Annotated in this window: 18 protein-coding genes; 5 read left to right on the top strand and 13 right to left on the bottom strand. The window is 70.3% G+C overall.

The genetic code is table 11. The annotated features are described in order from the left end of the window. Nucleotides 1-70: 70 nt before the first annotated feature. Nucleotides 71-2,803 carry a phosphoenolpyruvate carboxylase gene (gene ppc, locus ACWD10_RS03360; protein ID WP_451086451.1) on the bottom strand — a complete coding sequence of 911 codons (2,733 nt, stop codon included), beginning with the start codon at nucleotides 2,801-2,803 and terminating at the stop codon, nucleotides 71-73. A 315-nt stretch (nucleotides 2,804-3,118) separates the two neighbouring features. On the opposite strand from ppc, the gene ACWD10_RS03355 reads away from it, so the two are divergent. Further along, nucleotides 3,119-4,171 carry an acyl-CoA desaturase gene (locus ACWD10_RS03355; RefSeq protein WP_451086449.1) on the top strand — a complete coding sequence of 351 codons (1,053 nt, stop codon included), beginning with the start codon at nucleotides 3,119-3,121 and terminating at the stop codon, nucleotides 4,169-4,171. Nucleotides 4,172-4,183: 12 nt separating this feature from the next. Beyond that, nucleotides 4,184-4,873 carry a TetR family transcriptional regulator gene (locus ACWD10_RS03350; RefSeq protein ID WP_451086447.1) on the top strand — a complete coding sequence of 230 codons (690 nt, stop codon included), beginning with the start codon at nucleotides 4,184-4,186 and terminating at the stop codon, nucleotides 4,871-4,873. Between the two features lie 43 nt (nucleotides 4,874-4,916). On the opposite strand, the gene ACWD10_RS03345 is transcribed toward ACWD10_RS03350, so the two are convergent. After that, complete coding sequence (locus tag ACWD10_RS03345) at nucleotides 4,917-5,747, bottom strand: trans-aconitate 2-methyltransferase (RefSeq protein ID WP_451086445.1); 831 nt, start codon at nucleotides 5,745-5,747, stop codon at nucleotides 4,917-4,919. A gap of 130 nt (nucleotides 5,748-5,877) precedes the next feature. On the opposite strand from ACWD10_RS03345, the gene ACWD10_RS03340 reads away from it, so the two are divergent. Beyond that, on the top strand, nucleotides 5,878-6,375 hold the full coding sequence (locus ACWD10_RS03340; protein ID WP_451086443.1) for a MarR family winged helix-turn-helix transcriptional regulator: 498 nt from the start codon (nucleotides 5,878-5,880) through the stop codon (nucleotides 6,373-6,375). Between the two features lie 111 nt (nucleotides 6,376-6,486). Here the strand turns inward: ACWD10_RS03340 and ACWD10_RS03335 are convergent, their stop codons facing one another. The 4 genes from ACWD10_RS03335 to galT form a co-directional block, all read right to left on the bottom strand. After that, entirely contained in the window at nucleotides 6,487-7,242 is a 756-nt protein-coding gene (locus ACWD10_RS03335) for a LuxR C-terminal-related transcriptional regulator (protein WP_451086441.1), read from the bottom strand. A 276-nt stretch (nucleotides 7,243-7,518) separates the two neighbouring features. Beyond that, nucleotides 7,519-8,721, bottom strand: coding sequence for a galactokinase (galK, locus tag ACWD10_RS03330; protein WP_451086439.1), 1,203 nt, complete (start codon nucleotides 8,719-8,721; stop codon nucleotides 7,519-7,521). Continuing rightward, entirely contained in the window at nucleotides 8,718-9,713 is a 996-nt protein-coding gene (galE, locus tag ACWD10_RS03325) for a UDP-glucose 4-epimerase GalE (protein ID WP_451086437.1), read from the bottom strand. Before galE ends, galK begins: the two co-directional genes overlap by 4 nt. After that, nucleotides 9,710-10,831 carry a galactose-1-phosphate uridylyltransferase gene (galT, locus tag ACWD10_RS03320; RefSeq protein WP_451086435.1) on the bottom strand — a complete coding sequence of 374 codons (1,122 nt, stop codon included), beginning with the start codon at nucleotides 10,829-10,831 and terminating at the stop codon, nucleotides 9,710-9,712. Before galT ends, galE begins: the two co-directional genes overlap by 4 nt. Nucleotides 10,832-11,060: 229 nt before the next feature. On the opposite strand from galT, the gene ACWD10_RS03315 reads away from it, so the two are divergent. Both ACWD10_RS03315 and ACWD10_RS03310 read left to right on the top strand, forming a co-directional pair. Then, nucleotides 11,061-12,731, top strand: a complete 1,671-nt coding sequence (locus tag ACWD10_RS03315) for a sodium:solute symporter family protein (RefSeq protein WP_451086433.1) — start codon at nucleotides 11,061-11,063, stop codon at nucleotides 12,729-12,731. Between the two features lie 22 nt (nucleotides 12,732-12,753). After that, nucleotides 12,754-13,047 carry a hypothetical protein gene (locus ACWD10_RS03310; RefSeq protein ID WP_451086431.1) on the top strand — a complete coding sequence of 98 codons (294 nt, stop codon included), beginning with the start codon at nucleotides 12,754-12,756 and terminating at the stop codon, nucleotides 13,045-13,047. Nucleotides 13,048-13,102: 55 nt separating this feature from the next. On the opposite strand, the gene ACWD10_RS03305 is transcribed toward ACWD10_RS03310, so the two are convergent. From ACWD10_RS03305 to rsmA, 7 genes are all read right to left on the bottom strand, one after another. Beyond that, complete coding sequence (locus ACWD10_RS03305) at nucleotides 13,103-13,885, bottom strand: LuxR C-terminal-related transcriptional regulator (protein WP_451086429.1); 783 nt, start codon at nucleotides 13,883-13,885, stop codon at nucleotides 13,103-13,105. A 230-nt stretch (nucleotides 13,886-14,115) separates the two neighbouring features. Then, nucleotides 14,116-15,660 carry an outer membrane protein assembly factor BamB family protein gene (locus ACWD10_RS03300; RefSeq protein ID WP_451086427.1) on the bottom strand — a complete coding sequence of 515 codons (1,545 nt, stop codon included), beginning with the start codon at nucleotides 15,658-15,660 and terminating at the stop codon, nucleotides 14,116-14,118. 59 nt (nucleotides 15,661-15,719) lie between these two features. Then, nucleotides 15,720-17,534 carry an outer membrane protein assembly factor BamB family protein gene (locus ACWD10_RS03295; RefSeq protein WP_451086425.1) on the bottom strand — a complete coding sequence of 605 codons (1,815 nt, stop codon included), beginning with the start codon at nucleotides 17,532-17,534 and terminating at the stop codon, nucleotides 15,720-15,722. A 118-nt stretch (nucleotides 17,535-17,652) separates the two neighbouring features. Then, nucleotides 17,653-19,596 carry an outer membrane protein assembly factor BamB family protein gene (locus ACWD10_RS03290; RefSeq protein WP_451086423.1) on the bottom strand — a complete coding sequence of 648 codons (1,944 nt, stop codon included), beginning with the start codon at nucleotides 19,594-19,596 and terminating at the stop codon, nucleotides 17,653-17,655. A gap of 267 nt (nucleotides 19,597-19,863) precedes the next feature. Further along, entirely contained in the window at nucleotides 19,864-21,711 is a 1,848-nt protein-coding gene (locus ACWD10_RS03285; RefSeq protein WP_451086421.1) for an ABC-F family ATP-binding cassette domain-containing protein, read from the bottom strand. A 194-nt stretch (nucleotides 21,712-21,905) separates the two neighbouring features. After that, a complete protein-coding gene (locus ACWD10_RS03280; RefSeq protein WP_451086419.1) occupies nucleotides 21,906-22,805 on the bottom strand; it encodes a 4-(cytidine 5'-diphospho)-2-C-methyl-D-erythritol kinase in 900 nt (299 codons plus the stop codon). Further along, the gene (gene rsmA, locus ACWD10_RS03275; RefSeq protein ID WP_451086417.1) at nucleotides 22,806-23,696 is read right to left on the bottom strand and encodes a 16S rRNA (adenine(1518)-N(6)/adenine(1519)-N(6))-dimethyltransferase RsmA; all 891 of its coding nucleotides are present in this window, start codon (nucleotides 23,694-23,696) and stop codon (nucleotides 22,806-22,808) included. Nucleotides 23,697-23,715 lie beyond the last annotated feature (19 nt).

The raw sequence follows: 23,715 nt of genomic DNA, 5'->3' as shown, positions 1-23,715 counted from the left end.
GCGATCCGTGCCGGGCACCGTCGTATGCGCAGTACGCGCAGTACGCGCAGTATGTGCAACTCCCCTGCGGTCAGCCGGTGTTGCGCAGCCCCGCCGCCACGCCGTTGACGGTCAGGAGCAGGGCGCGGGCGAGCAGCGGGTCGGGCTCGACGCCCGCGGCGGCCGCGTCGCGCTGGCGCTTGAGCAGCGAGACCTGGAGGTAGGAGATGGGGTCGAGGTAGGCGTCGCGGATCGCGAACGTCTGCTGGAGGACGGGCTGCTCGTCGAGCAGCTTCTCGCCGCCGGTGATCCGCAGCACCTCTTGCACGGTGAGCTCGTGCTCGGCCTCGATGGTGGCGAAGACGTGCTTGAGCTCGTCCGGCACGAGTGTGTCGACGTAGTGCCGGGCGATCCGCAGGTCGGTCTTGGCGAGCGTCATCTCGACGTTGGAGATGAAGTTCTGGAAGAAGTGCCAGTGCTCGTACATCTCGTCGAGCACGGTGTCGAGACCGGCTTCCCTGAGGGCCTTGAGGCCCGATCCCACGCCGAACCAGCCGGGCACGATCTGCCGCGACTGGGTCCAGCCGAAGACCCACGGGATGGCGCGGAGCCCGTCCAGACCGGCGCCGGAGTCGGGGCGGCGGGACGGGCGCGAGCCCAGGTGCAGGTCGGCGAGCTGGTCGACGGGCGTGGAGGCGAAGAAGTACGCGGGCAGGTCCGGGTCCTCGACCAGGCGCCGGTAGGCGGAGTGCGCGGCGTCCGAGACGGTGTCCATCGCGGCGTCCCAGCGGGCCAGGGCCTCGTCGGACTGGCGGGGCGCGGTGTGCAGGGCGGAGGCCTGCAGCGTTGCGGCGACGGTCAGTTCGAGGTTCTCCCGGGCCAGCGAAGGCACCAGGTACTTGTCGGAGATGACCTCGCCCTGCTCGGTCACCTTGATCTCGCCCTCGAGGGTGCCCCACGGCTGGGCGAGGATCGCGTCGTGCGAGGGGCCGCCGCCGCGGCCGACGGTGCCGCCACGGCCGTGGAAGAGCCGCAGGCGTACGCCGTACCGGTGCGCGACATCGCGCAGGCGGCGCTGCGCCCGGTGGATCTCCCACTGGGAGGTCGTGATGCCGCCGAACTTCGACGAGTCCGAGTAGCCGAGCATGACCTCCTGGACGTCGCCGCGCAGCGAGACGAGGCGGCGGTACGAGGGGTCGGCGAGCATCTCGTCGAGGATGACGTCGGCGGCGCGGAGCTCGTCGGTGGTCTCCAGGAGCGGCACGATGCCGATCTTCGCCCAGCCCGCGTGCAGGTCGATCAGGCCCGCCTCGCGCGCGAGCACGGCCGCGGCGAAGACGTCGTCGGCGCCCTGGCACATGGAGATGATGTACGACTCGATGACCTCGGGGCCGAAGACCTTCAGGGCCTTCTTGACCGTCTCGAAGACGCCGAGGGTCTTCTCTCCGGCGGCGTCGAGCGGGGCGGGGCTGGGTGCGAGCGGGCGGCGGGAGCGCAGCTCCTTGGCGAGCAGCTTCTGCCGGTATTCGCGCGGCATGTCGGCGTACCGCCAGGACTCCTCGCCGAGCCGGTCGAAGAGCTGGCCGAGCGCGTGGTGGTGGGCGTCGGCGTGCTCGCGTACGTCCATGGTGGCCAGCTGGAGGCCGAACGCGGCGAGGGTGCGGATGGTGCGGTCCATCCGGCCGTCGGCGAAGAGGCCGCCGCGGTGCTCGCGCAGCGAGGTCTGGATGAGGGTGAGGTCGTGCAGGAGCTCGGACGTGCCGAGGTAGTCGCGGCCGGGCTCGTGCGGGATGCCCTTGGCGAGGCGCTCTCGGGTGTTGAGGAGCTTCTGCCGGACGCAGGTGGCCTTGAGGCGGTAGGGCTCCTCGGAGTTGAGGCGCTTGTAGCGGGGGCTGATCTCCGGCAGGCGCTCCAGGTCGGTCTGGAGGGAGGTGAGGAGCTCTTCGGTGGCGCCCGCGTAGCGGATCGAGTTGGAGAGCAGTCCGCGCAGGTGGTCGACGAGTTCGAGGGCGTCGGTGATGCCGTGCTCGTGCTGGAGGATCAGGACGTCCCAGGTGACCTGGGGGGTGACGTTGGGGTTGCCGTCGCGGTCGCCGCCGATCCAGGTGCCGAAGGTGAGCGGGCGGGTGCCGGGGGGCAGCTCGACCCCGGCGCGCTCCAGTTCGGCGGTGAGGTCCTCGAGGACGTCGCCGACGGCGCCGGTGTGCAGCTCGTCGAGGTAGTAGATGGCGTTGCGGGCCTCGTCGGCGGGCTCGGGGCGGACCACGCGGAGCTCGTCGGTCTGCCAGACGAGGTCGATGTTCTCGGCCAGGCGCAGGTCGAGGCGGCGGCGGTCGGCCGCGGAGCGCGGGGATTCCAGGAGCGCGGCGATGCGGCGCAGCTTGGTGAGGACGGAGCGGCGGGCGGCCTCGGTGGGGTGTGCGGTGAAGACCGGCCGGACGTTGAGGTGCTCGACGGTCTGGCGCAGGTGCGCCGGGTCGGCGTCCTTGAGCATGTCGGCGGTGCGGGCGAGGGTGCCGCCCTCGGCGTCGCGGATGGCGGCGAGCTCGCGGCCGCGGTGTACCTGCTCGGTGACGTTGGCCAGGTGGAAGTAGGTGGAGAAGGCGCGGACCAGCTTGGCCGCGGTCTCCAGCTCGGTCTCGCCGAGCAGCCGGGCGGCGGCCTCGCCGTCCTCCCGGGTGAGGGCTCTGACGCGCTCGACGAGTTCGAGGAGCTCGGGTCCTTCTTGGCGTACGAGGGTCTCGCCGAGCAGGTCGCCGAGGCGCCGGATGTCGGCGCGCAGCTCTGCGCCGGTCTGGTTGGTCTGGTGGTCGGCACTGCTCACAGGTGCGGCTCCTTGCAAATTGCGCGCTTCTGGAGGGGGGACCGGGGAACCTGGGCCTTTAGGGAGGGCCTAGGTATTCCGGGGAAGACTCAGAGCGGACCACGCTGTCCGACGCAACCAGGATAGGACCCGACCGCCCGCCACCCGCCGGTGGCCGCTTGCCGCCCGCGTGAGCACTGCCCATACTTACGACGCCGTAGGTTACGGGACCGTAGGAAAGGCGCGGAAAGGCGGTGTGTGGACCGCTTTGGCACGGCAAGAAATCCCGTCACCCGGCTGACCTGCCGAAAACCCTCGACCCCACAGGGGACGCCCATGACGACGAGCTCCGAACTCAAACCGAGCTCCGATGTGACCGATGCCGCCCCGGACAGCGCCCCGGACGGCGCTGCGGCGGCGTCCGCCTCCGGCTCGCAGTCCGGCTCGCAGTCCGCCGCAGAGCTGCCCTCGGCCACCCTCGGCGGCGAGCAGAAGCGGTCGGTCGAGCAGATCACGCTGCTGCTCTTCATCACCGTGCCGTTCCTGGCCCTGGTCGCGGCGGTGCCGCTGGCCTGGGGCTGGGGGGTGAGCTGGCTGGATCTGGGCCTGCTCATCGGCATGTACTACCTGGGGTGCCACGGCATCACGATCGGTTTCCACCGGCATTTCACGCACGGTTCGTTCAAGGCCAAGCGGCCGCTGAAGATCGCCCTGGCGGTCGCGGGCTCGATGGCCGTGGAGGGCCCGCTGGTGCGCTGGGTGGCCGATCACCGTAAGCACCACAAGTTCTCCGACGCGGAGGGCGACCCGCACTCGCCGTGGCGGTACGGGGAGACGGTTCCGGCGCTGCTCAAGGGCCTGTGGTGGGCCCATGTGGGCTGGATGTTCGACGAGGAGCAGACCTCGCAGGAGAAGTACGCGCCCGATCTGATCAAGGACGCGACGATCCGCCGGATCTCCCGCCAGTTCGTGCTGTGGACCGCGGTGTCGCTGGCGCTTCCGCCGCTGGTGGGCGGTCTGGTCACGATGTCGTGGTGGGGTGCCTTCACGGCCTTCTTCTGGGGCTCACTCGTACGAGTGGCTTTGCTGCATCACGTGACGTGGTCGATCAATTCCATCTGCCATGCGGTCGGCAAGCGCCCGTTCAAGTCCCGGGACCGCTCGGGGAACGTGTGGTGGCTGGCGATCCTGTCCTGCGGGGAGTCCTGGCACAACCTGCACCACGCGGACCCGACGTCGGCCCGGCACGGGGTGATGAAGGGCCAGCTGGACTCGTCGGCCCGTCTGATCCGCTGGTTCGAGCAGTTCGGCTGGGCGTACGACGTGCGCTGGCCGTCACAGTCCCGGATCGATTCCCGGCGCAAGACTCGGCCCGCCGACGCGGCATGACGCCGACCGGGCATGATGGAGGGCGTGGCGAGCGACCCGAACATCAGTGGCAGTTCCGCGGACAAGCCTGACAAACCCCGGCGTACCCGCCGTACCCGGATGACGGGTGCCGAGCGGCGTCAGCAGTTGCTGGACATCGGGCGCACCCTCTTCGCCCAGAAGGGCTTCGAAGGCACATCGGTGGAGGAGATCGCGGCCAAGGCCGGGGTCTCCAAGCCGGTGGTGTACGAGCACTTCGGCGGCAAGGAGGGCCTGTACGCGGTGGTGGTGGACCGTGAGATGCGGCAGCTCCTCGACATGGTGACGGGCGCGCTGACCGCGGGGCACCCGCGGGAGCTCCTGGAGCAGGCGGCGTTCGCGCTGCTCGACTACATCGAGACGTACACGGACGGCTTCCGCATCCTGGTCCGGGACTCCCCGGTCGCCCAGTCGACGGGCACCTTCGCCTCGCTGATCAGCGATATCGCCACGCAGGTGGAGGACATCCTCGGCATGGAGTTCAAGGGCAGGGGCTTCGACCCCAAGCTGGCGCCGCTGTACGCGCAGGCGCTGGTGGGAATGGTGGCGCTGACCGGCCAGTGGTGGCTGGACGTGCGCAAGCCGAAGAAGGCCGAGGTCGCGGCGCATCTGGTGAACCTGGCGTGGCACGGGCTCGACGGGCTCGAGCCGAAGCCGCGGCTGATAGGGCACCGCAAGAACTGACTGCCGGGGTCCGGAGCGCGCGCCGCCCCGGGCCCCGGGTGCGTCAGCCCGCCTTTGTCGCCACCGCGAAGATCCGCCGAAATGGGAACACCGTGCCGTGCGGCCCCGGCGGGTACGCCTTGCGCAGCTCGTCCCGGTACTCCGCGAGGAACTCCTCGGCCGCCTCCGGGTCGTCGGCCAGTTCGGTGAGGACCGGGCGCAGGGCGGTGCCCTTGACCCAGTCGAGGACCGGGTCCTCTCCGGCGAGGAGCTGGGAGTACGTGGTTTCCCAGGCGTCCGTGGTGCAGCCGAGGTCGACGAGCCGGTTCAGATACTCGGCGGGCTCCAGGATGTGTACGAAACGCCGCCCGTGGGGGCCGAGCCGGTCGCGCCAGCGCGGGGATTCGCAGAGCTCGCCGAGCAGGGCGTGGCTGGGCGAGGTGAAGTTGCCGGGCACCTGGAAGGCGAGGGTGCCGCCGGGCCTCAGCCGTTCGATCCAGAGGGGGAAGGACTCGGGGTGCCCGGGCACCCACTGGAGGGCGGCATTGGAAACGATCAGGTCGTAGGTCGTATCGGGTGTCCAGTGCGCGGCGTCGGCCGGGCGGAAATCGAGCAGCCCGCCGCCGGGTGTGGTGCCGGCGTACTTCTGGGCCTGCTCCAGCATCTGCGGGGAGCTGTCGAAGCCGGTGATGTGTGCGGTCGGCCAACGGTCGGCCAGGAGCGCGGTGACATTGCCGGGGCCGCAGCCGAGGTCGGCGATGCGCGGGGGGACGTCGCCCGGCCCGTCGCCCGCGGGCAACTCGGGTATGCGGGCGAGCAGATCGAGGAACGGGCGGGTGCGGTGACCGGAGTGCCGGAGGTACTGTTGCGGATCCCAGGTTGGGTCGGAATGCATGTTCGAGCTCCCTGCCAGGTGCGAACGTACTGGTGGAACACGCTTGCTTCGCGACGATGCCCACAGGGAACCCGGAATATCTCTCGACGTCAAGAGACTTCACGTCGAGGGACCCACTACACTGATCGGCATGGAGGACGAGGTCGATCGGCTGGTCGCGGCATGGCGCCGAGAGCGCCCTGACCTCGACGTGGAACCCCTCGAGGTACTGAGCCGGGTCAGCAGGCTGGCCCGCCACCTCGACCGGGCCCGCCGCCTCGCCTTCTCCGAGCACCAGCTGGAGCCCTGGGAGTTCGACGTCCTCACGTCGCTGCGCCGCGCGGGCGCCCCGTACCAGCTCTCACCGGGACAACTGCTCACGCAGACCCTGGTCACCTCCGGCACGATGACCAACCGGATCGACCGGCTCGCCAAGAAGGGCCTGGTGGAACGGCTGCCCGACCCCAGCGACCGGCGCGGGGTCCTCGTCCGTCTGACCCCGGAGGGCCGGGACCGGGCCGACCAGGCCCTGGCCGGACTGCTCGCGCAGGAGCGCGCGATTCTGGCGCAGTTGTCCCGTGGGGAGCGGGCGGAACTTGCCGGGTTGCTGCGGCAGTTGACGGCGCCGTTCGATAACACTCCTGGCTAGGTCAGACGTTTTCGTTCCGTTGGCTCGGTGGCCGCAGCTGGGGGCTGCGCCCCCAGACCCCCCTTTCGCCCCTGAACGGGGCTCGTCCTCAAACGCCGGACAGGCTGGATTTCACACGCCAGACGGGGTGGATGCCGCGTCCACGGGCCCCACGCCCGCCCGTCTAGCCAGCGCCACAGCGGCCAGCGTCGAGTGGACGCCCAGTTTGCCGAGGACGTTCTGCATATGGGTCCGAACGGTGTGCGGAGACAGGAACAGGCGCTCGGCGACGGCCTTGCGCCCCAGGCCCGCAACCATGCACCGCAGCACCTCGCGCTCACGCGGCGTCAGCGACTCGACGAGCCGCTCGCTCTCGGTGCGGTGCTTGCGGGCGGCGGTCAACTCACGGAGTACGCCGGTGAGCAGGGCGGGCGGCAGATGCGTCTCGTCCCGCAGCACGCCCCGTATCACCGTAAGGAGCCGGGACAGTGAGCAGTCCTTCGCGACCCAGCCGGAGGCACCGGCCTGGAGGGCGAGCGCGGCGCGGCGCGGGTCGTCGCGCTCGGCAAGGACGACAGTGCGCACGGCGGGCTGCGTCGCGCGGATGCCGGAGACCAGGGAGATGCCGTCGACCGGGGTGCCGTCGGTGCCGTTGAGCGAAGGGGCGGCCAGGGACGGCGACGGGGCCGGGGCCGCGCCCAGGTCGGCGTCGACGAGCAGGACGTCGAACCTGCGGCCCTCGGTGGCCGCCCGCTCCAGGCAGCGCAGCGCAGCGGGGCCGCTGCCCGCCGCCGCCACGTCCACATCGGGCTCGGCCGCCAGGGCGGCGGCGAGCGACTCGGCGAAGATGCGGTGGTCGTCTACGACCAGGACCCGGATTCGAACCACGTGAAACCCCCAGGCTTCCTGTTCCGGGGATTCCCCGGACCCCCCGGCGGGAGATGGATCTTCAACACAGGTACGGCGCCCGAAGTGCAGGATCGACACAGGTGCGGCACGGCCGCCGCCGTGCTGTGACTGTTACCCCCACTCCGGGCGTCGTACCCGGCTGTCTCGCCCCCTGATCAGCACCGGCCCCCACCGGTGCTGTGCATCAGAGTACGGATGGCGGCCGGGAGCGGAAGCAAAATTGCAGAACTGGTTGTCCGGGGGGTGAATTCCGGCTTACTCGACCCGCCGCGCCCCGGCCGACGGTACCGCCGTGAAGACCCGGGGCTCCTGGTAACCCGCAGCCGTGAACGCCGAGTTCACCGCCTCCGTCACCGGCGCCACCGCCCCGGCCGCCACCAGCGCGATCGCCGAGCCGCCGAAGCCGCCGCCCGTCATCCGGGCGCCGAGCGCACCGGCCGCGAGGGCGGAGTCGACCGCCAGGTCCAACTCCGGGCAGGAGATGCGGAAGTCGTCGCGGAGCGAGGCGTGGCCCTCGGTCAGGACCGGGCCGATGGCGCGCACCTCGCCCGCCGAGAGCAGCTCGACGACCCGTTCCACGCGCCGGTTCTCGGTGACGATGTGCCGTACCAGGCGGCGCACTTCGGGGTCCGCGAGCCGTTCCAGAGCCGTCGGCAGGTCGTCGTACGCCACGTCCCGCAGGGCCGTCACGTCCAGTTCGGCCGCACCCTGTTCGCAGCCCGCCCGGCGCTTGCCGTACTCGCCGCTGCTGTGCGCGTGCTTGACGCGGGTGTCGATGACGAGGAGCCGCAGGCCGTGGGCCGCCAGGTCGAAGGGGATCTGCTGCTGTGAGAGGTCCCTTGTGTCGAGGAACAGGGCGTGGCCGGGTGTGCAGCAGGCCGAGGCCGTCTGGTCCATGATGCCGGTGGGCGCGCCGACGTAGACGTTCTCGGCGCGCTGGCACAGGCGGGCCAACTGCCAGCGCGCGAGACCGAGTTCGTACAGGTCGCTGAGGGCGAGCGCGGTGACGATCTCCAGGGCCGCCGAGGACGACAGGCCCGCGCCCGTCGGCACCGTCGATGCCAGGTGCACGTCCGCGCCGCCCGCCACCGGGTGGCCCGCGTCCCGCAGCGCCCACAGCACGCCCGCGACGTAGTCCGTCCAGGCGCCGGTGCCGGTGCCGGGGCCGCCGGGCGCGAGGTCGGCGACCGGCAGCTCGATGGGGCCCGCCGCGTCGCCGTCGATGTCGGCGGAGTGGACCCGCAGGACGCCGTCGTCGTGGCGCGCGACCGCGGCCACCGCGGTGTGCGGCAGCGCGAAGGGCATCACGAAACCGTCGTTGTAGTCGGTGTGTTCACCGATCAGGTTGACCCGCCCGGGCGCCGACCAGACCCCGTCCGGCGTCCGCCCGTACAGCTCACGGAAGGCCGCCGCGACCGCGGCCGCCGTCCCCTGGTCGCCCTCGACCACTGCCGTCATGCTTGCTTCCCCTCCGTGCCGCGTACCGACTGGGTGAACGTCCACGCGTCCGCCACGATGCCTGCGAGGTCCGCGCGCTTGGGCCGCCAGCCGAGGCGCTCGTGCGCGGTGGCCGCGGAGGCGACGAGGACGGCCGGGTCGCCGCCCCGGCGCGGGGCCACGACCTCGGGGATCGGGTGGCCGGTGACCTCGCGGACGGTCTCGATGACCTCGCGGACCGAGAAGCCGTTGCCGTTGCCGAGGTTGCAGATCAGGTGCTCGCCGTCGCGGGCCGCGTCGAGGGCGAGCAGGTGGGCGTCGGCGAGGTCGGCGACGTGGATGTAGTCGCGTACGCAGGTGCCGTCCGGGGTCGGGTAGTCGTCACCGAAGATCGAGATGGACTCGCGCTCGCCCAGGGCTACCTGGAGGACCAACGGAATGAGGTGCGACTCGGGGTCGTGCCGCTCACCGACAGTGACATGGGAAAGCGTGCTGTATGCGCCCGCGACGTTGAAGTAGCGAAGGGACACCGCTGCCAGGCCGTGCGCCCCGCACTCGCCGGTGATCATGTGGTCGACGGCGAGCTTGGAGGCGCCGTAGGGGCTGGTCGGGGCGGTCGGGTCGGACTCGGTGATGGGGGTGTTCACCGGTTCGCCGTACGTCGCCGCCGTGGAGGAGAAGACCAGCTTGCGCACCCCGGCCTCGCGCATGGCGGCGAGCAGCGCCATGGTGCCGCCGACGTTGTTGTCCCAGTACTTCTCGGGCTTCACGACGGACTCACCGACCTGCGAGAAGGCGGCGAAGTGCAGGACGGCGTCATAGCTGGCGTCGAGCCACTTCGCGGCGTCGCGGATGTCGCCCTCGATGAACTCGGCGCCCGCGGGGACGCCCTCGCGGAAGCCGGTGGAGAGGTTGTCCAGGACGGTGACGCGATGGCCCGCCTCGAGGAGATGGGCCGCGACCACGCTGCCGACATAGCCGGCGCCACCGGTGACCAGGTACTTCCCGCTCATGAACTCGCTACCTCTCGCAGTCGCTGGGCCGCGGCTTCCGGCGGCACGTCGTTGATGAACACGTTCATGCCGGATTCGGAACCCGCGAGAAACTTCAGCTTGCCGGAAGTGCGGCGAATGGTGAAAAGCTCGAGGTGGAGCGCGAACTCGCCCCGGTCGACGCCGTACTTCTCCAGGCCGGTGAACGGGGCCTGGTGCCAGGCCGAGATGTACGGAGTCGGGGCGTGCCCCGGGCTTTCCGGACCGCCGACGGTCCGGTCGAAGAGCCGGTCGAAGCGTCGCAAGAGTTCCAGATAGACCTGGGGGAACTCGGTGCGGGCCGCGTCGTCGAGCGCGAGCAGGTCCGGGACGCGGCGCCGGGGGTAGAGGTGCACTTCGTACGGCCAGTGGGCGGCGTACGGCACGAAGGCCACCCAGTGCTCGCCCTCGAGGACCACGCGTTCGGCGGCGAGTTCCTCGGCGAGCATGTCGTCGAAGAGGTTGCGGCCGCCCCCGGTACGTCCGCCGGTGCGCCCGCCCGTACGCCCGCCGGTGCGCTCGCGGTGTGCGGCGAGGGAGCGGAGCATCCGGTCGGTGCGCGGGGTGGTGAAGGGGTAGGCGTAGATCTGGCCGTGCGGGTGGCCGAGGGTCACGCCTATCTCGGCGCCGCGGTTCTCGAAGCAGAAGACCTGTGCGACCTCGGGCCGGTGCGCGAGCTCGGCGGTGCGGTCGGTCCAGGCCTCCAGGACGAGCCCGGCCTGTTCCTCGGTGAGGTCGGCGAAGGACGCGTCGTGGTCGGGGGTGAAGCAGACCACCTCGCAGCGGCCGGTGTCGCCCGCGAGCGAGGGGAAGCGGTTCTCGAAGACCACGACGTCGTACGAGGAGTCGGGGATCTCGCTGAGCCGCTCGCCCTGCGAGGGGCAGAGCGGGCACTGGTCGGCGGGCGGGTGGTAGGTGCGGCCCTGCCGGTGCGAGGCGATGGCGACGTCGTCGTCGAGGAGCCGGTCGTGGCGCACCTCGGACGTGGTGGCGGTGGGGTCGAGCGGCCTGCGGTCCACGGCGTCGCGTACGACGTCGTCGCGCAGGTCGTAGTACATGAGCTCACGACCGTCGGCGAGCCGGGTCGAGGTCTTCTTCACACGGGACTCCTCACCAACCACCCATCAAACATAACCGCACACAACAAACCACGAGCAAACAGCTACGTCAATGGCCGTGCCTGACCCTTCCGGATCTTCAGGGCCTGGGACGTGCGCCATCACGCGCTCATCACAATCAAACAAACAGCATCAACAGAACTGTTCATTTTTCGAAGCCGAGGAGCTAGGTTCCGGACCGATACGTTCGCGCAACGAAGCGAGTTTCCCCATGCATTACCTGGCCGAAGGGCTTCGTCTCCCTACCAACGGTCTGGACTACACGCTCCTGGCGATCTACTTCGTCGTGGTCCTCGGCATCGGATTCGCCGCCCGGCGGAGCGTCAAGACCAGCCTCGACTTCTTCCTCTCCGGGCGTTCGCTGCCCGCCTGGGTCACCGGCCTCGCCTTCGTGGCGGCCAACCTGGGCGCCACCGAGATCCTCGGCATGGCGGCGACCGGCGCCCAGTACGGCGTCGCCGTCGTGCACTGGTACTGGATCGGCGCCATCCCGGCCATGGTCTTCCTGGGCCTGGTGATGATGCCGTTCTACTACGGCTCGAAGGTCCGCAGCGTGCCGGAGTTCCTGCTCCAGCGCTTCGACAAGTCGGCGCACCTGCTCAGTTCGGTCCTGTTCGCCTTCGCGTCGATCCTGATCGCGGGCGTCAACCTCTACGCCCTGTCAATCGTGGTCGAGGCGCTGCTCGGCTGGCCGCAGTGGGTGTCCATCGTCGTCGCCGGTTTCTTCGTGCTCGCCTACATCACCATCGGCGGGTTGTCCTCGGCGATCTACAACGAGGTCCTGCAGTTCTTCGTGATCCTCGCCGCGCTGATACCCCTGACCCTGCTCGGCCTCAAGCGGGTCGGCGGCTGGGACGGACTGAGCGACAACCTGACCCAGGGCCGCGGCGACAACTTCCTCACCGCCTGGGGCGGTACGGGCATCGGGGACGCCAACCCGCTCGGCGCGAACTGGCTGACCATCGTGCTCGGCCTGGGCTTCGTCCTCTCCTTCGGCTACTGGACCACCAACTTCGCCGAGGTGCAGCGCGCCCTGTCCGCCAAGAACCTCTCCGCGGCCAAGCGGACCCCGCTGATCGCCGCGTTCCCGAAGATGTTCATCGTCTTCCTGGTGATGATCCCGGGCCTGGTCGCGGCGGTCCTGGTGCCGAAGATCGGCACAGCGGGCTCGGACCTCACCTACAACGACGCGATCCCACTCCTCATGCAGGAACTGCTGCCCAACGGCGTCCTCGGCATCGCGGTGACCGGTCTGCTCGCCGCGTTCATGGCGGGCATGGCGGCGAACGTCTCGTCCTTCAACACCGTGTTCACGTCGGACATCTGGGCGAAGTACGTGGTCAAGGGCCGCGACGACACGTACTACTTGAAGTTCGGCCGCCTGATCACGGCCATAGGCGTCCTGGCCTCGATCGGCACGGCCTTCCTGGCCGCCAGCTTCAGCAACATCATGGGCTACCTGCAGACCCTCTTCTCCTTCTTCAACGTCCCGATGTTCGTGGTCTTCATCATCGGCATGTTCTGGAAGCGGGCCTCGATGAAATCCGGTGTGTGGGGTCTGGTCGCGGGCACCACGGCCGCGATGGTCAACTACTTCATCATCTACAAGCAGGGCGTCATCGCCATCCCCACCGACCAGGGCGCCAACTTCGTCTCCGCGATCGTCGGTTTCGTCGCCGGTGCCGTGGTGATGGTCCTGGTCACGCTGTTCACCGCGCCCAAGCCGGAGGCCCAGCTCGCCGGTCTGGTGTACGGCACGAAGTCGCCCGGCATGGAGGAGCTCCCCGGGGAGGGCGACCTGGCCTGGTACCGCAAGCCCGCACTGCTCGGCTGGGGCGCGATCGTCCTCGCTGCCGCCTGCTACATCCCGTACTCCTTCTGACCGATCGGAGGCTCAGAGAACCATGTCTGAATCCGAACTGCACCGCGAAGTCTCCGAGTTGGAGTCCAAGTCGGCGACCGCCGCCCGGCTCTTCGACATCCGGCGGATCATCGGCGGCCTGTTCGCCGTCTACGGCGTGATCGTGACGATCGCCGGATTCACCGCGTCCGAGGCCGACTTGAAGAAGGCCGAGGGCATCAACATCAACCTGTGGACGGGCCTCGGGATGCTGGCCCTGGGCCTGTTCTTCCTGGCCTGGATGAAGCTGCGCCCGGCGGAGACGGCGACGCCTCCGCAGGACGCGGTGTCGGAGTAGTGGCCTTAGCCCTGGCCGCCCCTGGGCACGGGGGCAGGGGGCAGGGGGCCGGAGTTCACCGCTCGAGTTCGGATTCGGATGCGGATTCAGATGCGGATTCGGATGCGGATTCCGTTGCGGATTCGGGTGACTCCGGCCCCGTCGGCGTACGGCTGTCCACACGGGTGGACACCACAGGACCGGCACGTTCAAGAAGCCCGGTGCGAGCGGCAAGAGCAGCCGCTTCAAGCCGGGACCCGACGCCCAGCTTCATCAGCACCCGCTGAACGTGGGTCCGGGCGGTGGAGGGCGCTATCCCCATCCCGGCCGCGATGAGCCGCGTGTCCTCCCCATCGGCAACCCGCACAAGCACCTCGACCTCACGAGGCGTCAGCATCTGCAGCAGCCGCTGCCCCTCGTCATCGGGCTGGGCGGCCGGGTTGAGCAACTCGGCGAACGCCCCCTGCAGCAGCGCGGGCGCGACCGCCGCCTCCCCCGCCCTGGCCTTCATAAGGGCCCGCTCAACGCCCTCGATCCGCTCGTCATGACGTACGTAACCGGAGGCACCGGCGGCGAAGGCGGCGGCGATGCCACGGGGCGAGGGCACGGGCCCGAGCACCACGACCGCGACCTGCGGCCGCTCCCGCTTGATCCGGACCACGGGGTCGAAGATCCCCGGCTCCGCGGGCATCGCCGTGCCCAGCAGACACACCTCGGGAGCACGCTGCACCACGAGCTCGGCCGCACCGGCGGGGGGCGCGGTGGCGGCGAGCACGCGGTGGCCGCGCAGCTTCAGGGCCGAGGCGAGCGCCTCGGCGAGCAGGCGGTGATCGTCGACCACCATCAGACGCACACCCATGCACGACCCCCTGGCTCCCCCACCGACCACAACACCCGAGCCCCCAACCCCGGCCCTCCATCCCCCGGAAGCTACACGCTCGTTCGACGTTACGCGCCCCTACCGGCCGGAAGTCCCTAGGAGTGCCGAATTCCCAGCCATTCGGAACGCGGGCGGCGGGGCCCTATACGGCTCTGGAGAAACTGCGGCCCCGCCCGGAGGGGCCTCGGTGTTTGGTTGGTGTGGAGGTCTTATCGGGCGCCGTAACCCTGCGCGAGGAACTCCTCCTCGTCACCGAAGCCGCTCCCCAAGATCGGCGTGGCGAAGAACAACCTGCCGTTGCCGTAGAGAAGTTCGCTCGTATCAGGCCCGAGGCCGGCGACGCCATCCGGCAGCTTGAGGAGCACCGTCCGCTTGCGCGTGGCACCGTCGATTGACATCACGTGATCCGACGCCCCCGCCCGGAACGCGATGACGTTGTCCCCATCGGCCCGCAAGGGGTAGAACCTGCCCGCCCCCGCGTCGACCTTGCCGGCGACCGACTTGCCGGAGGCCAGATCGAACGCGACTAGCTCGTTCGTCGAGCCGTTACCGGTGTCGTTCTGGTGGTCTTTTGTGGCCAGGAAGAGCCGGGTATCGGTGACGGCGACGTGCCTGCACAGAAAGACCTCAGTCGAATTGCAGGTGGACTGATACCGCTCCGGGTCCACGGCGATCTTGGTCTGCATCGCGCCGGTCTTCTCGTCGAGGACGAAGTAGTCCGTCGGGCCCGCAACCTCGTTGGTCGCACTCACCGCGTACACCAGCGGCTCCGTCGAAACGACACTGACGTGCTGAATGCCTCGGCTCACCTTGTGCGACCACTTCGGCTTCCCGGAGACCGGGTCGAGCAGCTGCACCTCCAGGCGCGGCTCGGAGTACTCGCCACAACGGCGCACCGCGATGAGGCGCTCTCCGCCGGCGTAGCCGTCGTCCATGCAGGTGTCAGTGGCCTTGGGCTGCCACCGCTCCTTGCCGCTCTTCAAGTCGAAGGCCGCACCGCCGTAAGTGCCGCCAACGGCGACGGTGCCCTTGGCGATGGTGGCCTCCTTGAAGGGCAGCTTGTCGGAGCCGACCTTGGCACTCCGCTGCCACAGCTTGGTCCCCGAGTTCACGTCGAACACGACGACCTCGCTGCAACCGAATACGTCGCCCGACTTCTTCCGCTTCTGCGGCTCAGTGATCACCACCGCGTACCCGTCCTCGCTCACCTCGCGGGAGGCTGCGCAGGCCGCGCCGTCCAGTGGGAGCTTCCAGAGCTCCTTGCCACTGTCGGGGTCGTAGCCGCCGACCTCGCTGTGGCCGCTCTTGGCGTACACGGTGTCGGTGAGCCAGGAGCCCCGGGTGTCGATCTGTTCCACCTTGCCCAGGTCCGGCTTGGGCAGCCGGAACAGGAGCTTGCCCTTGGGGTCGGACGGTGGCTTCTCCGTCGCGCCGCCGCTGGGGCGCTTGGGGGCGCCCGAGGAGCCCTTGGACTCGTCCTTACGGCCCCCGTCGGCGGTGGAGTTCAGGTACCAGACACCACCACCGACGAGCAGGACCACCGCGACGACCGCCGCGATGATGATCACCATCTGGGTGTTCTGCTTCCTGCCGCCACCCCCGCCGGACGGGCCGCCCGGCGGCATCGTCGGTGCGCCGTACGGCTGTTGCTGGTACGCGCCGTACGGAGCCGACGGGGGTGGCGGAGGTGGTGGGCCGAAGCCGCCCTGCGGGGGCCCGCCCGGCGGCGGGGGTGGCTGGGGCGGCTGGGGCATGGCGTGTACCTCACAAGAGTGGTGGGGGCAGGCTCGGTCCTGTCCGGCGGGACCAGGCCCTACTCGGCTCCGAACCCGATGGCGAGGGGCTTCTCGGTGTCCAGGCTGCTGCTGCGCTCACTCACGATCTTCTGGGCGAGGAACAGCTTGCCGTCGCCGTAGAGCATCTCGTCGCCGTCGGGCACGAACGAGGTCTCCGCCTTCCGGACCGATTCGTCGGCGGGGTTCTTGAGGAGGACGGTCTCCTTCAGCGTGCTGCCGTCGATCGAGACGACCTGGCCGCCCTGGTTGTACGGCGGGCGCTTGTACGCGATGACGTTGTTGCCGTCGGCCCGCAGCGGGTACAGCGTCCACGCCGGGCCCGCGTCGGTCTTGCCGGCCACGGACTTGCCGGTGGCCAGGTCGAACGCGACGACTTCGTTGGTCAGACCGATGTCACCGCTGGCGCCACGGTGCTGGAAGGTGGCCAGGAAGAGCCGGTCCCCCGCCACCGCGACGTTCCGGCAGCTGTACACCTCGGTCGTCTGGCAGGTGCGCAGATACTTCTTGGGGTCGACCGCGATCTTGGAGCGCATCGCGCCGGTCTTCTCGTCGAGGGTGAAGTAGTCCGTCGGACCGGCGGCCTCGTTGGTCGAACTGACGCCGTACACCACGGGCTTGGTGGACACGATGTTCGCGTACTGGATGCCGGGGCTCACCTTGTGCGACCACTTGGGCTTGCCGCTCACCTGGTCGAGGAGCTGCACCTCGAGGCGCGGGTTGTCGTACGAGCCGCACCGGCGCAGCGCGACCAGCTGCTCGCCGCCGCCGTAACCGGCGTCCTCGCAGGTGTCGTTGGCCTTGGGCTTCCACAGCTCCTTGCCGGTCTTCAGGTTGAAGGCCGCGCCACCGTTGGTGCTGCTGGCGACGGCGAGGGTGCCGCCGGTGATGGTGGCCTCATCGAGGGCCAGCGGCTCGCTGCTGACCTTGATGTTCTTCTGCCACAGCTTGTCCCCCGACTTCACGTCGAACACGACGACTTCAGTACAGGGGGAGTAGTCGTCCTCGTTCTTGGGCTTCTGCGACCCCGTGATCACCGCCGTGAGGCCGTCCTCGCTGATCTCGCGGGAGTAGCCGCAGGCCGGGCCGTCCAGGGGCAGCTTCCAGGCTTCCTTGCCACTGTCGACGTCGTAGCCGGTGATCTGGCTGGTGCCGCTCACGGCGTACACCTTGTCGTGGAGCCAGGAGCCGCGGGCATCGACCTGCTTCAGCTTGCCCAGGGACGGCTGGGGCACCTGGAACAGCACCTTCGAGTTCGGGTCGGACGGCGCCTTCTCCTTGCCGCCGCCCCCGGCCGACTTCTCGTCGCCGCCCGTGCCACCCGAGGAGTTCTTGGACTCGTCCTGCTTGCCCCCGTCGTCACCGGAGTTCGCGTACCACACGCCACCGCCGATGATCAGGACCACCGCGACGACCGCCGCGATGATGATCGTCATCTGGGTGTTCAGCTTCTTGCCGCCACCGCCGGCCGGGCCGCCGGGCGGCATCGTCGGTGCGCCGTACGGCTGTTGCTGGTACGCGCCGTACTGCGGCGGCGGGGTCGGCTGGCCGGGCTGTCCGGGCTGGCCGGGGGCCTGCGGGTAGCCGTAGCCCGGCTGGCCCTGGGGCGGGGGCGGAGGCTGACCCGGGGCCTGCGGGTAGCCATAGCTCGGCTGGCCCTGGGGCGGGGGCGGAGGCTGACCCGGGTTCTGCGGGTAGCCGTAGGCCGGCTGGCCGGGGGGTGGGGGCGGGGGTGTGCCGTAGCCGCCCGGGGGTGGGTCCTGGGGGGCGCCGAAGCCGCCTCCCTGTGGGGGCTCGTTGGGGGGCTGCTGGGGGGGCTGGGGCGGCTGAGTCATGTGTTTCTTCTACCTCGGGTGTACGGGCGGGCGGACCGGGGGTACGCCGCGAACGGCGGGGCGGCAAGCGTCACTTGCCGAAGGCGTTACTTGCCGAAGGCGCTACTTACCGAAGGCGTCACTTGCCGAAGGACAGCATCGCCGTCTCCTCCTCGCCGTCCTGGCCCATGAGCCGCCCCGGAGAGGCGAAGAAGCGGCCGTCGGCGTAGGCGACCTTGCCCGAAATGGCCATGGTGTTCTCCATCGACAGGGCGGACTCGGGGTGCTGGAGCAGCAGCTTCGGCGTGCCGCCCTTGGGGCCGAACTTCACGATCTGGCCCGGCTTGTCGAAGGACGGCTCGACGTACGCCACCAGGCCGGAGGAGTCCGCCTCGAGCGGGAGCAGCGAGCGCGGCTCCTCGGTCTTGCCGCGCCAGGTCGGCTTGCCCGAGTCGAGGTCGAAGGCGATCACCTCGTTGCTGCGGTTGTAGCCTTCGCCCGTCTTCTTCTGCTCCGTCGCCATGTAGAACGTGTCGCCGGACGCCACCATGCCGACACAGCTCTGCAGTTCCTTCTCGGTGATGGTCATCCCGCAGCGCTGCATGAAGCTGTCCTTGCCGCCGTCGAGCTGCGAGCGCACCTTGCCGTTGCTCTTGAAGGCGACGATGCTCCAGGACTTCTCTTCCCGGTTGACCAGCGACACGACCAGCGGGTTGACCGAGTAGACCTTCTGGATCTCGGTGTTCTTGGGCGTCTCGTACCGCCACTCGATCTTGCCGGTCTTCGGGTCGAAGCCGCGCAGCTGCGCGTTCTTGTCGGTGGTGGCGGCGCAGGAGGCGGTGCCGACCACCGCTTTCCCGTCCCCGGCGTAACCGTCGGGGAAGCAGCTGCCGTCCTTCTCGTGCTTGTAGATCTCCTTGCCGTCGCTCAGGCGGTACGCCGTACCGGAGAGCGAGCGGGCCACCAGGAGCGCGTCCCCGGAGATCTCCAGGTCGAGCGTGATGGTGCTGTCGAAGGCGCCGCCCTCGCCGACCTTCTTCTTCCAGCCCTTCTCGCCGGTGACGAGGTCCACCATCTGGAGCTCGTTGCAGCGCGACCTGGTCTCGGAGCCGGTCTCCAGGGCGACGACGACCTTGCCGTTCTCGGCCGGGTGCGGCGGGGTGTCGCACACCTTGCCGTCGAGCTTCACGCTCCACTTCTTCTTGCCGTCGGCCGCACCGTAGGCGGTGATCTCCTTGAAGGCGGCCTGTACGACGGTGTCGCCGTCGGTCCAGATGTCCATCATCTCGGCGCCGCGACCGGGCACGTCCTGCTCGTTCTTGGCCGCCCAGGCGTGGGCCTCGCCGGACTTGCGGCCGGAGTTGAGGTCGTCCTCACCGCCGTCCCGGCCCGGGGCGTCGCCGGTGGAGCCGGTGGAGCCGGAGCCGGTGGAGCCTGAGGGCTTGGCATCCTGGCTGCCCTGGGCGACGGGCTTCTTGGGGTCGTCGTCACCGCCGCTGGTGGCGAACCACACGCCGCCGCCGATCACCAGGGCCGCGGCGACGGCCGCGCCGATGATCGCGGCGGGCTTCCCCTTGAAGAACCCGCCGACCCCGCCACCGCCACCGGTCCCGGAGCCCGGCACGGGCGCACCCGGGAACTGCGCCTGCTGCTGCGGGTATCCGTACCCCGGCTGCCCGGGAGCCTGTCCGGGAGCTTGTCCGGGGGCTTGTCCGGGCGGTGGCGGAACCTGCCCGTACGGACCGGGCTGCGGCGGCCCCGCCGGACTCTGCGCATACGGGTTGTCGGCGGCCGGAGCCGGACCGCCCTGCGGGTACCCGTACCCCGGCTGCCCGGGCGGCGCCTGCGGCGGCTGACCCGGCTGGGCCGGGGGCTGCGGCGGCTGCTGGGGCGGCTGTCCCGGCTGCGCCGGAGGCTGAGCAGGCGGTTGAGCGGGCTGGGCAGGCGGCTGGCCCGGCTGAGCCGGAGGCTGCGGCGGAGTCTCGTTGCCGGGCTCCTTGGACATCCGCATCCCCTGCTGAGGGTCCTGCGGAGCCCCGAACCCACCCGAGGGCTGCGGCGGTTGGCTGGGCGGCTGGGTCATCAGCGGTGTACCTCTTCACACGGGTCCGCTGCCCGCCGGCCTCCCCCGCAATTCCGTTGGCTTTCAAATCCCCCCGGAAAGGAGCGAATCGGGCATCTTCCCCGCAACTCTGCGTCAGTCGAGCGGGACTTCTTTGTACCACTGACTCCGGGCATACCGCCGCGCCGGTCCGCCCCCTGTTCCCAACGGAGGACCGGCCCGTGATGCGCTCGTTACGCCACTACGGCGGCGCCCACCGGCCCCGGACCGGACCGATCGAAGGGCCCGTCAGCCCGCTTCCTCCGCCAGCTCCAGCCAGCGCAGCTCCAATTCCTCACGCTGGCCGGTGAGTTCGCGGAGTTCGGTGTCGAGCTTGGCGACGCGGTCGAAGTCCGTGGCGTTCTCGGCGATCTCGGCGTGGAGCTTGGATTCCTTTTCGGTGATCTTGTCCAACTGCCGCTCGATCTTCTGCAGTTCCTTCTTGGCGGCACGCGCCTCGGCGGCCGACAGAGCGGGCGTGGCCGACGTATCGGAAGAGCCCGACCTTTCCGGCGTACCGGACGACTGCGGCGTCACGGACGCGGCCGCCGCCGCCCGCTCCTCCATCCGCTTCCTGCGCTCCAGGTACTCGTCGATACCGCGCGGCAGCATCCGCAGGGTGGCGTCGCCGAGGAGGGCGTACACCTTGTCCGTCGTACGTTCCACGAAGAAGCGGTCGTGGGAGATGACGACCATCGAGCCGGGCCAGCCGTCGAGCAGGTCCTCGAGCTGGGTCAGGGTCTCGATGTCGAGGTCGTTGGTGGGCTCGTCGAGGAAGAGGACGTTCGGCTCGTCCATCAGGAGGCGCAGGATCTGCAGGCGGCGGCGCTCGCCGCCGGACAGGTCGCCGACCGGCGTCCACTGCTTTTCCTTCGTGAAGCCGAACTTCTCGCACAGCTGGCCCGCGGTCATCTCCCGGCCCTTGCCGAGGTCGACCCGGTCGCGCACCCGCTGGACCGCCTCCAACACCCGCCAGTCGGGGTCGAGTTCGACGACCTCCTGGGAGAGGTACGCCAGCTTGACCGTCCTGCCGACGACGATACGGCCACCGGCCGGCTGCGCCTCGCCCTGCGTGCGCGCCGCGTTCTCGAGCGCGCGGAGCAGCGAGGTCTTGCCCGCGCCGTTCACGCCGACCAGGCCGATCCGGTCGCCCGGGCCGAGGTGCCAGGTCAGGTGCTTGAGCAGCACCTTCGGCCCGGCCTGGACGGTCACGTCCTCCAGGTCGAAGACCGTCTTGCCGAGCCGCGAGGACGCGAACTTCATCAGCTCACTCGTGTCCCGCGGCGGCGGTACGTCCGCGATCAGCTCGTTGGCCGCCTCGACCCGGAAGCGGGGCTTGGAGGTACGGGCCGGGGCGCCGCGGCGCAGCCACGCCAGCTCCTTGCGGACCAGGTTCTGCCGCTTGGCCTCCTCGGTGGCCACGATCCGCTCCCGCTCGGCCCGCGCGAAGACGTAGTCGCTGTAGCCGCCGTCGTACTCGTGGACCGTGCCGCGCTGCACGTCCCACATCCGGGTACAGACCTGGTCGAGGAACCAGCGGTCGTGCGTCACGCAGACGAGGGCCGAGCGACGCTCGCGCAGGTGCTTGGCCAACCAGGAGATGCCCTCGACGTCGAGGTGGTTCGTCGGCTCGTCCAGGACGATCAGGTCCTGCTCGTCGATGAGCAGTTTGGCGAGCGCGATGCGGCGGCGCTCGCCGCCGGAGAGCGGGCCGATGACCGTGTCGAGGCCCTTCTCGAAGCCCGGCAGGTCGAGCCCGCCGAAGAGCCCGGTCAGTACGTCGCGGATCTTGGCGTTCCCCGCCCACTCGTGGTCGGCCAGGTCCCGGATGACCTCGTGCCGGACGGTCGCCTCGGGGTCGAGCGAGTCGTGCTGGGTGAGGACGCCGAGGCGCAGGCCGCCGCTGTGCGTGACGCGGCCGCTGTCGGCCTCCTCCAGCTTGGCGAGCATGCGGATGAGGGTGGTCTTGCCGTCGCCGTTCCGGCCCACGACGCCGATGCGGTCCCCCTCGGAGACACCGAGTGAGACGGAGTCCAGCAGGGCACGGGTGCCGTACACCTTGCTGACTGCCTCGACATTGACCAGGTTGACGGCCACATTTTCTCCTGTACGGGGGGTGGATCAGGTTCCAGGGTAGGGCCACGTCGGCTCGGTGGGCGCCCCTGGGGGCCTTGCCCCCGGACCCCCGCTTTCGGCCAGGGGGGCACCTCCCTGCTCGAGCGAAGTCGAGAGCTTGGGGGAGGCCTCGTCCTCAATCGCCGGACGGGCTTATCGGCAAACGCCGGACGGGCTTATTTGACCCTCGCGCCCTCCGCCGGGGAGGAGGCGACCCGTACCGCCCGGCAGGTGTCCGAAGCCAGCAGCGCCTCGGCCACCGCCTCCGCCGACTCGGCGTCCTTGGCGAGGAAGGCCGTGGTCGGGCCCGAGCCGGAGACCAGGGCCGCGAGTGCGCCGCCCGCCGTGCCCGCGGCGAGGGTGCGTTCCAGGGACGGGAACAGGGAGAGCGCGGCGGGCTGCAGGTCGTTGGTGACCGCGGCCGCCAGGGCGGAGGCGTCGCCGAGGCGCAGGGCGTCGAGCAGCGCCGGGGACGCGGCCGGTGCGGGGATCTCGCGGCCCGCCTCCTCGGCGAGCCGGTCGAACTCCCGGTACACGGCGGGCGTCGAGAGGCCGCCGTCGGCGAGCGCGAACACCCAGTGGAAGGTGCCGCCGACCTCCAGGGGCGTGAGCCGTTCGCCGCGGCCGGTGCCGAGGGCCGCGCCGCCGACCAGGCTGAACGGCACGTCGCTGCCCAACTCGGCGCAGATGTCGAGGAGTTCGGTACGCGGGCTGCCGGTGCCCCACAGCTCGGCGCAGCCGAGCAGCGCGCCCGCGCCGTCCGCGCTGCCGCCCGCCATGCCGCCCGCGACGGGGATGTCCTTGGCGATGTGGATGTGCACGTCGGGCGCGCGGCCGTGCCGCTCCGCGAGGGCGGTCGCTGCCCGCGCCGCCAGGTTCGTACGGTCGAGGGGGACCTGGTGGGCGTCCGGTCCCGAGCAGGTGATCCGCAGCTCTTCCGCGGGCGTCACCGTCACCTCGTCGTAGAGCCCGACCGCGAGGAAGACATTGGCCAGGTCGTGGAAGCCGTCGGCGCGTGCCCCGCCGACCGCGAGCTGGACATTGACCTTGGCCGGTACCCGTACCGTCACACTCACCTAGGAAACTCCCCGGTTCTCTGCTGAGACCGCCCGGTTCTCGGCGATCTTCGCGAACTGCTCCACCGTCAGCGCCTCGCCGCGCGCCTGCGGCGACACCCCGGCCGCGACCAGCGCCGCCTCGGCGGCCGCGGCCGAGCCCGCCCAGCCGGACAGGGCGGCGCGCAGCGTCTTGCGGCGCTGCGCGAACGCGGCGTCGACGGCGGCGAACACCTCGGCCTTCGACGCGGTCGTGGCGACCGGCTCGGTGCGGCGCACCAGGGACACCAGACCGCTGTCCACGTTCGGGGCGGGCCAGAAGACGTTGCGCCCGATGGCCCCGGCCCGCTTCACGTCCGCGTACCAGTTGGCCTTCACGGACGGCACCCCGTACACCTTCGAACCGGGCGTCGCGGCGAGCCGGTCGGCGACCTCGGCCTGCACCATGACGAGGGTGCGCTCGATGGTCGGGAAGGTGTCGAGCATGTGCAGGAGCACCGGGACGGCGACGTTGTACGGCAGGTTGGCGACCAGCGCCGTGGGGGCGGGGCCCGGCAGCTCGGTCACGTGCATCGCGTCGGCGTGGACCAGCGCGAAACGGTCGGCGCGGTCCGGCATCCGGGCGGCGACGGTCGCCGGGAGCGCCCCGGCGAGCACGTCGTCGATCTCCACGGCGATCACCCGGTCCGCGGTCTCGAGCAGCGCGAGGGTCAGCGAGCCGAGGCCCGGTCCGACCTCCACGACCACGTCGTCGGGGCGCACGTCGGCGGTGCGGACGATCCTGCGGACGGTGTTGGCGTCGATGACGAAGTTCTGGCCGCGCTGCTTGGTGGGGCGCACGCCCAGGGCGGCGGCCAGCTCACGGATGTCGGCCGGGCCCAGGAGGGCGTCGGGGCTCGCGCTGTTGTTCACCGGGCAAGGGTAGGCGACG

This window comes from Streptomyces sp. NPDC002851 (genome assembly GCF_053591935.1).
This window is presented reverse-complemented; position numbering and strand designations above follow the sequence as displayed.

Bases quoted from the DNA above. Each gene is read 5' to 3' on its own strand.
- ACWD10_RS03315 (WP_451086433.1), top strand. From the start codon at position 11,061: ATGCATTACCTGGCCGAAGGGCTTCGTCTCCCTACCAACGGTCTGGAC.
- ACWD10_RS03340 (WP_451086443.1), top strand. From the start codon at position 5,878: ATGGAGGACGAGGTCGATCGGCTGGTCGCGGCATGGCGCCGAGAGCGC.
- ACWD10_RS03305 (WP_451086429.1), bottom strand. From the start codon at position 13,885: ATGGGTGTGCGTCTGATGGTGGTCGACGATCACCGCCTGCTCGCCGAG.
- ACWD10_RS03295 (WP_451086425.1), bottom strand. From the start codon at position 17,534: ATGACTCAGCCGCCCCAGCCCCCCCAGCAGCCCCCCAACGAGCCCCCA.
- ACWD10_RS03350 (WP_451086447.1), top strand. From the start codon at position 4,184: ATGATGGAGGGCGTGGCGAGCGACCCGAACATCAGTGGCAGTTCCGCG.
- ACWD10_RS03300 (WP_451086427.1), bottom strand. From the start codon at position 15,660: ATGCCCCAGCCGCCCCAGCCACCCCCGCCGCCGGGCGGGCCCCCGCAG.
- ACWD10_RS03345 (WP_451086445.1), bottom strand. From the start codon at position 5,747: ATGCATTCCGACCCAACCTGGGATCCGCAACAGTACCTCCGGCACTCC.
- galK (WP_451086439.1), bottom strand. From the start codon at position 8,721: ATGACGGCAGTGGTCGAGGGCGACCAGGGGACGGCGGCCGCGGTCGCG.
- ACWD10_RS03290 (WP_451086423.1), bottom strand. From the start codon at position 19,596: ATGACCCAGCCGCCCAGCCAACCGCCGCAGCCCTCGGGTGGGTTCGGG.
- ACWD10_RS03310 (WP_451086431.1), top strand. From the start codon at position 12,754: ATGTCTGAATCCGAACTGCACCGCGAAGTCTCCGAGTTGGAGTCCAAG.
- galE (WP_451086437.1), bottom strand. From the start codon at position 9,713: ATGAGCGGGAAGTACCTGGTCACCGGTGGCGCCGGCTATGTCGGCAGC.
- ACWD10_RS03355 (WP_451086449.1), top strand. From the start codon at position 3,119: ATGACGACGAGCTCCGAACTCAAACCGAGCTCCGATGTGACCGATGCC.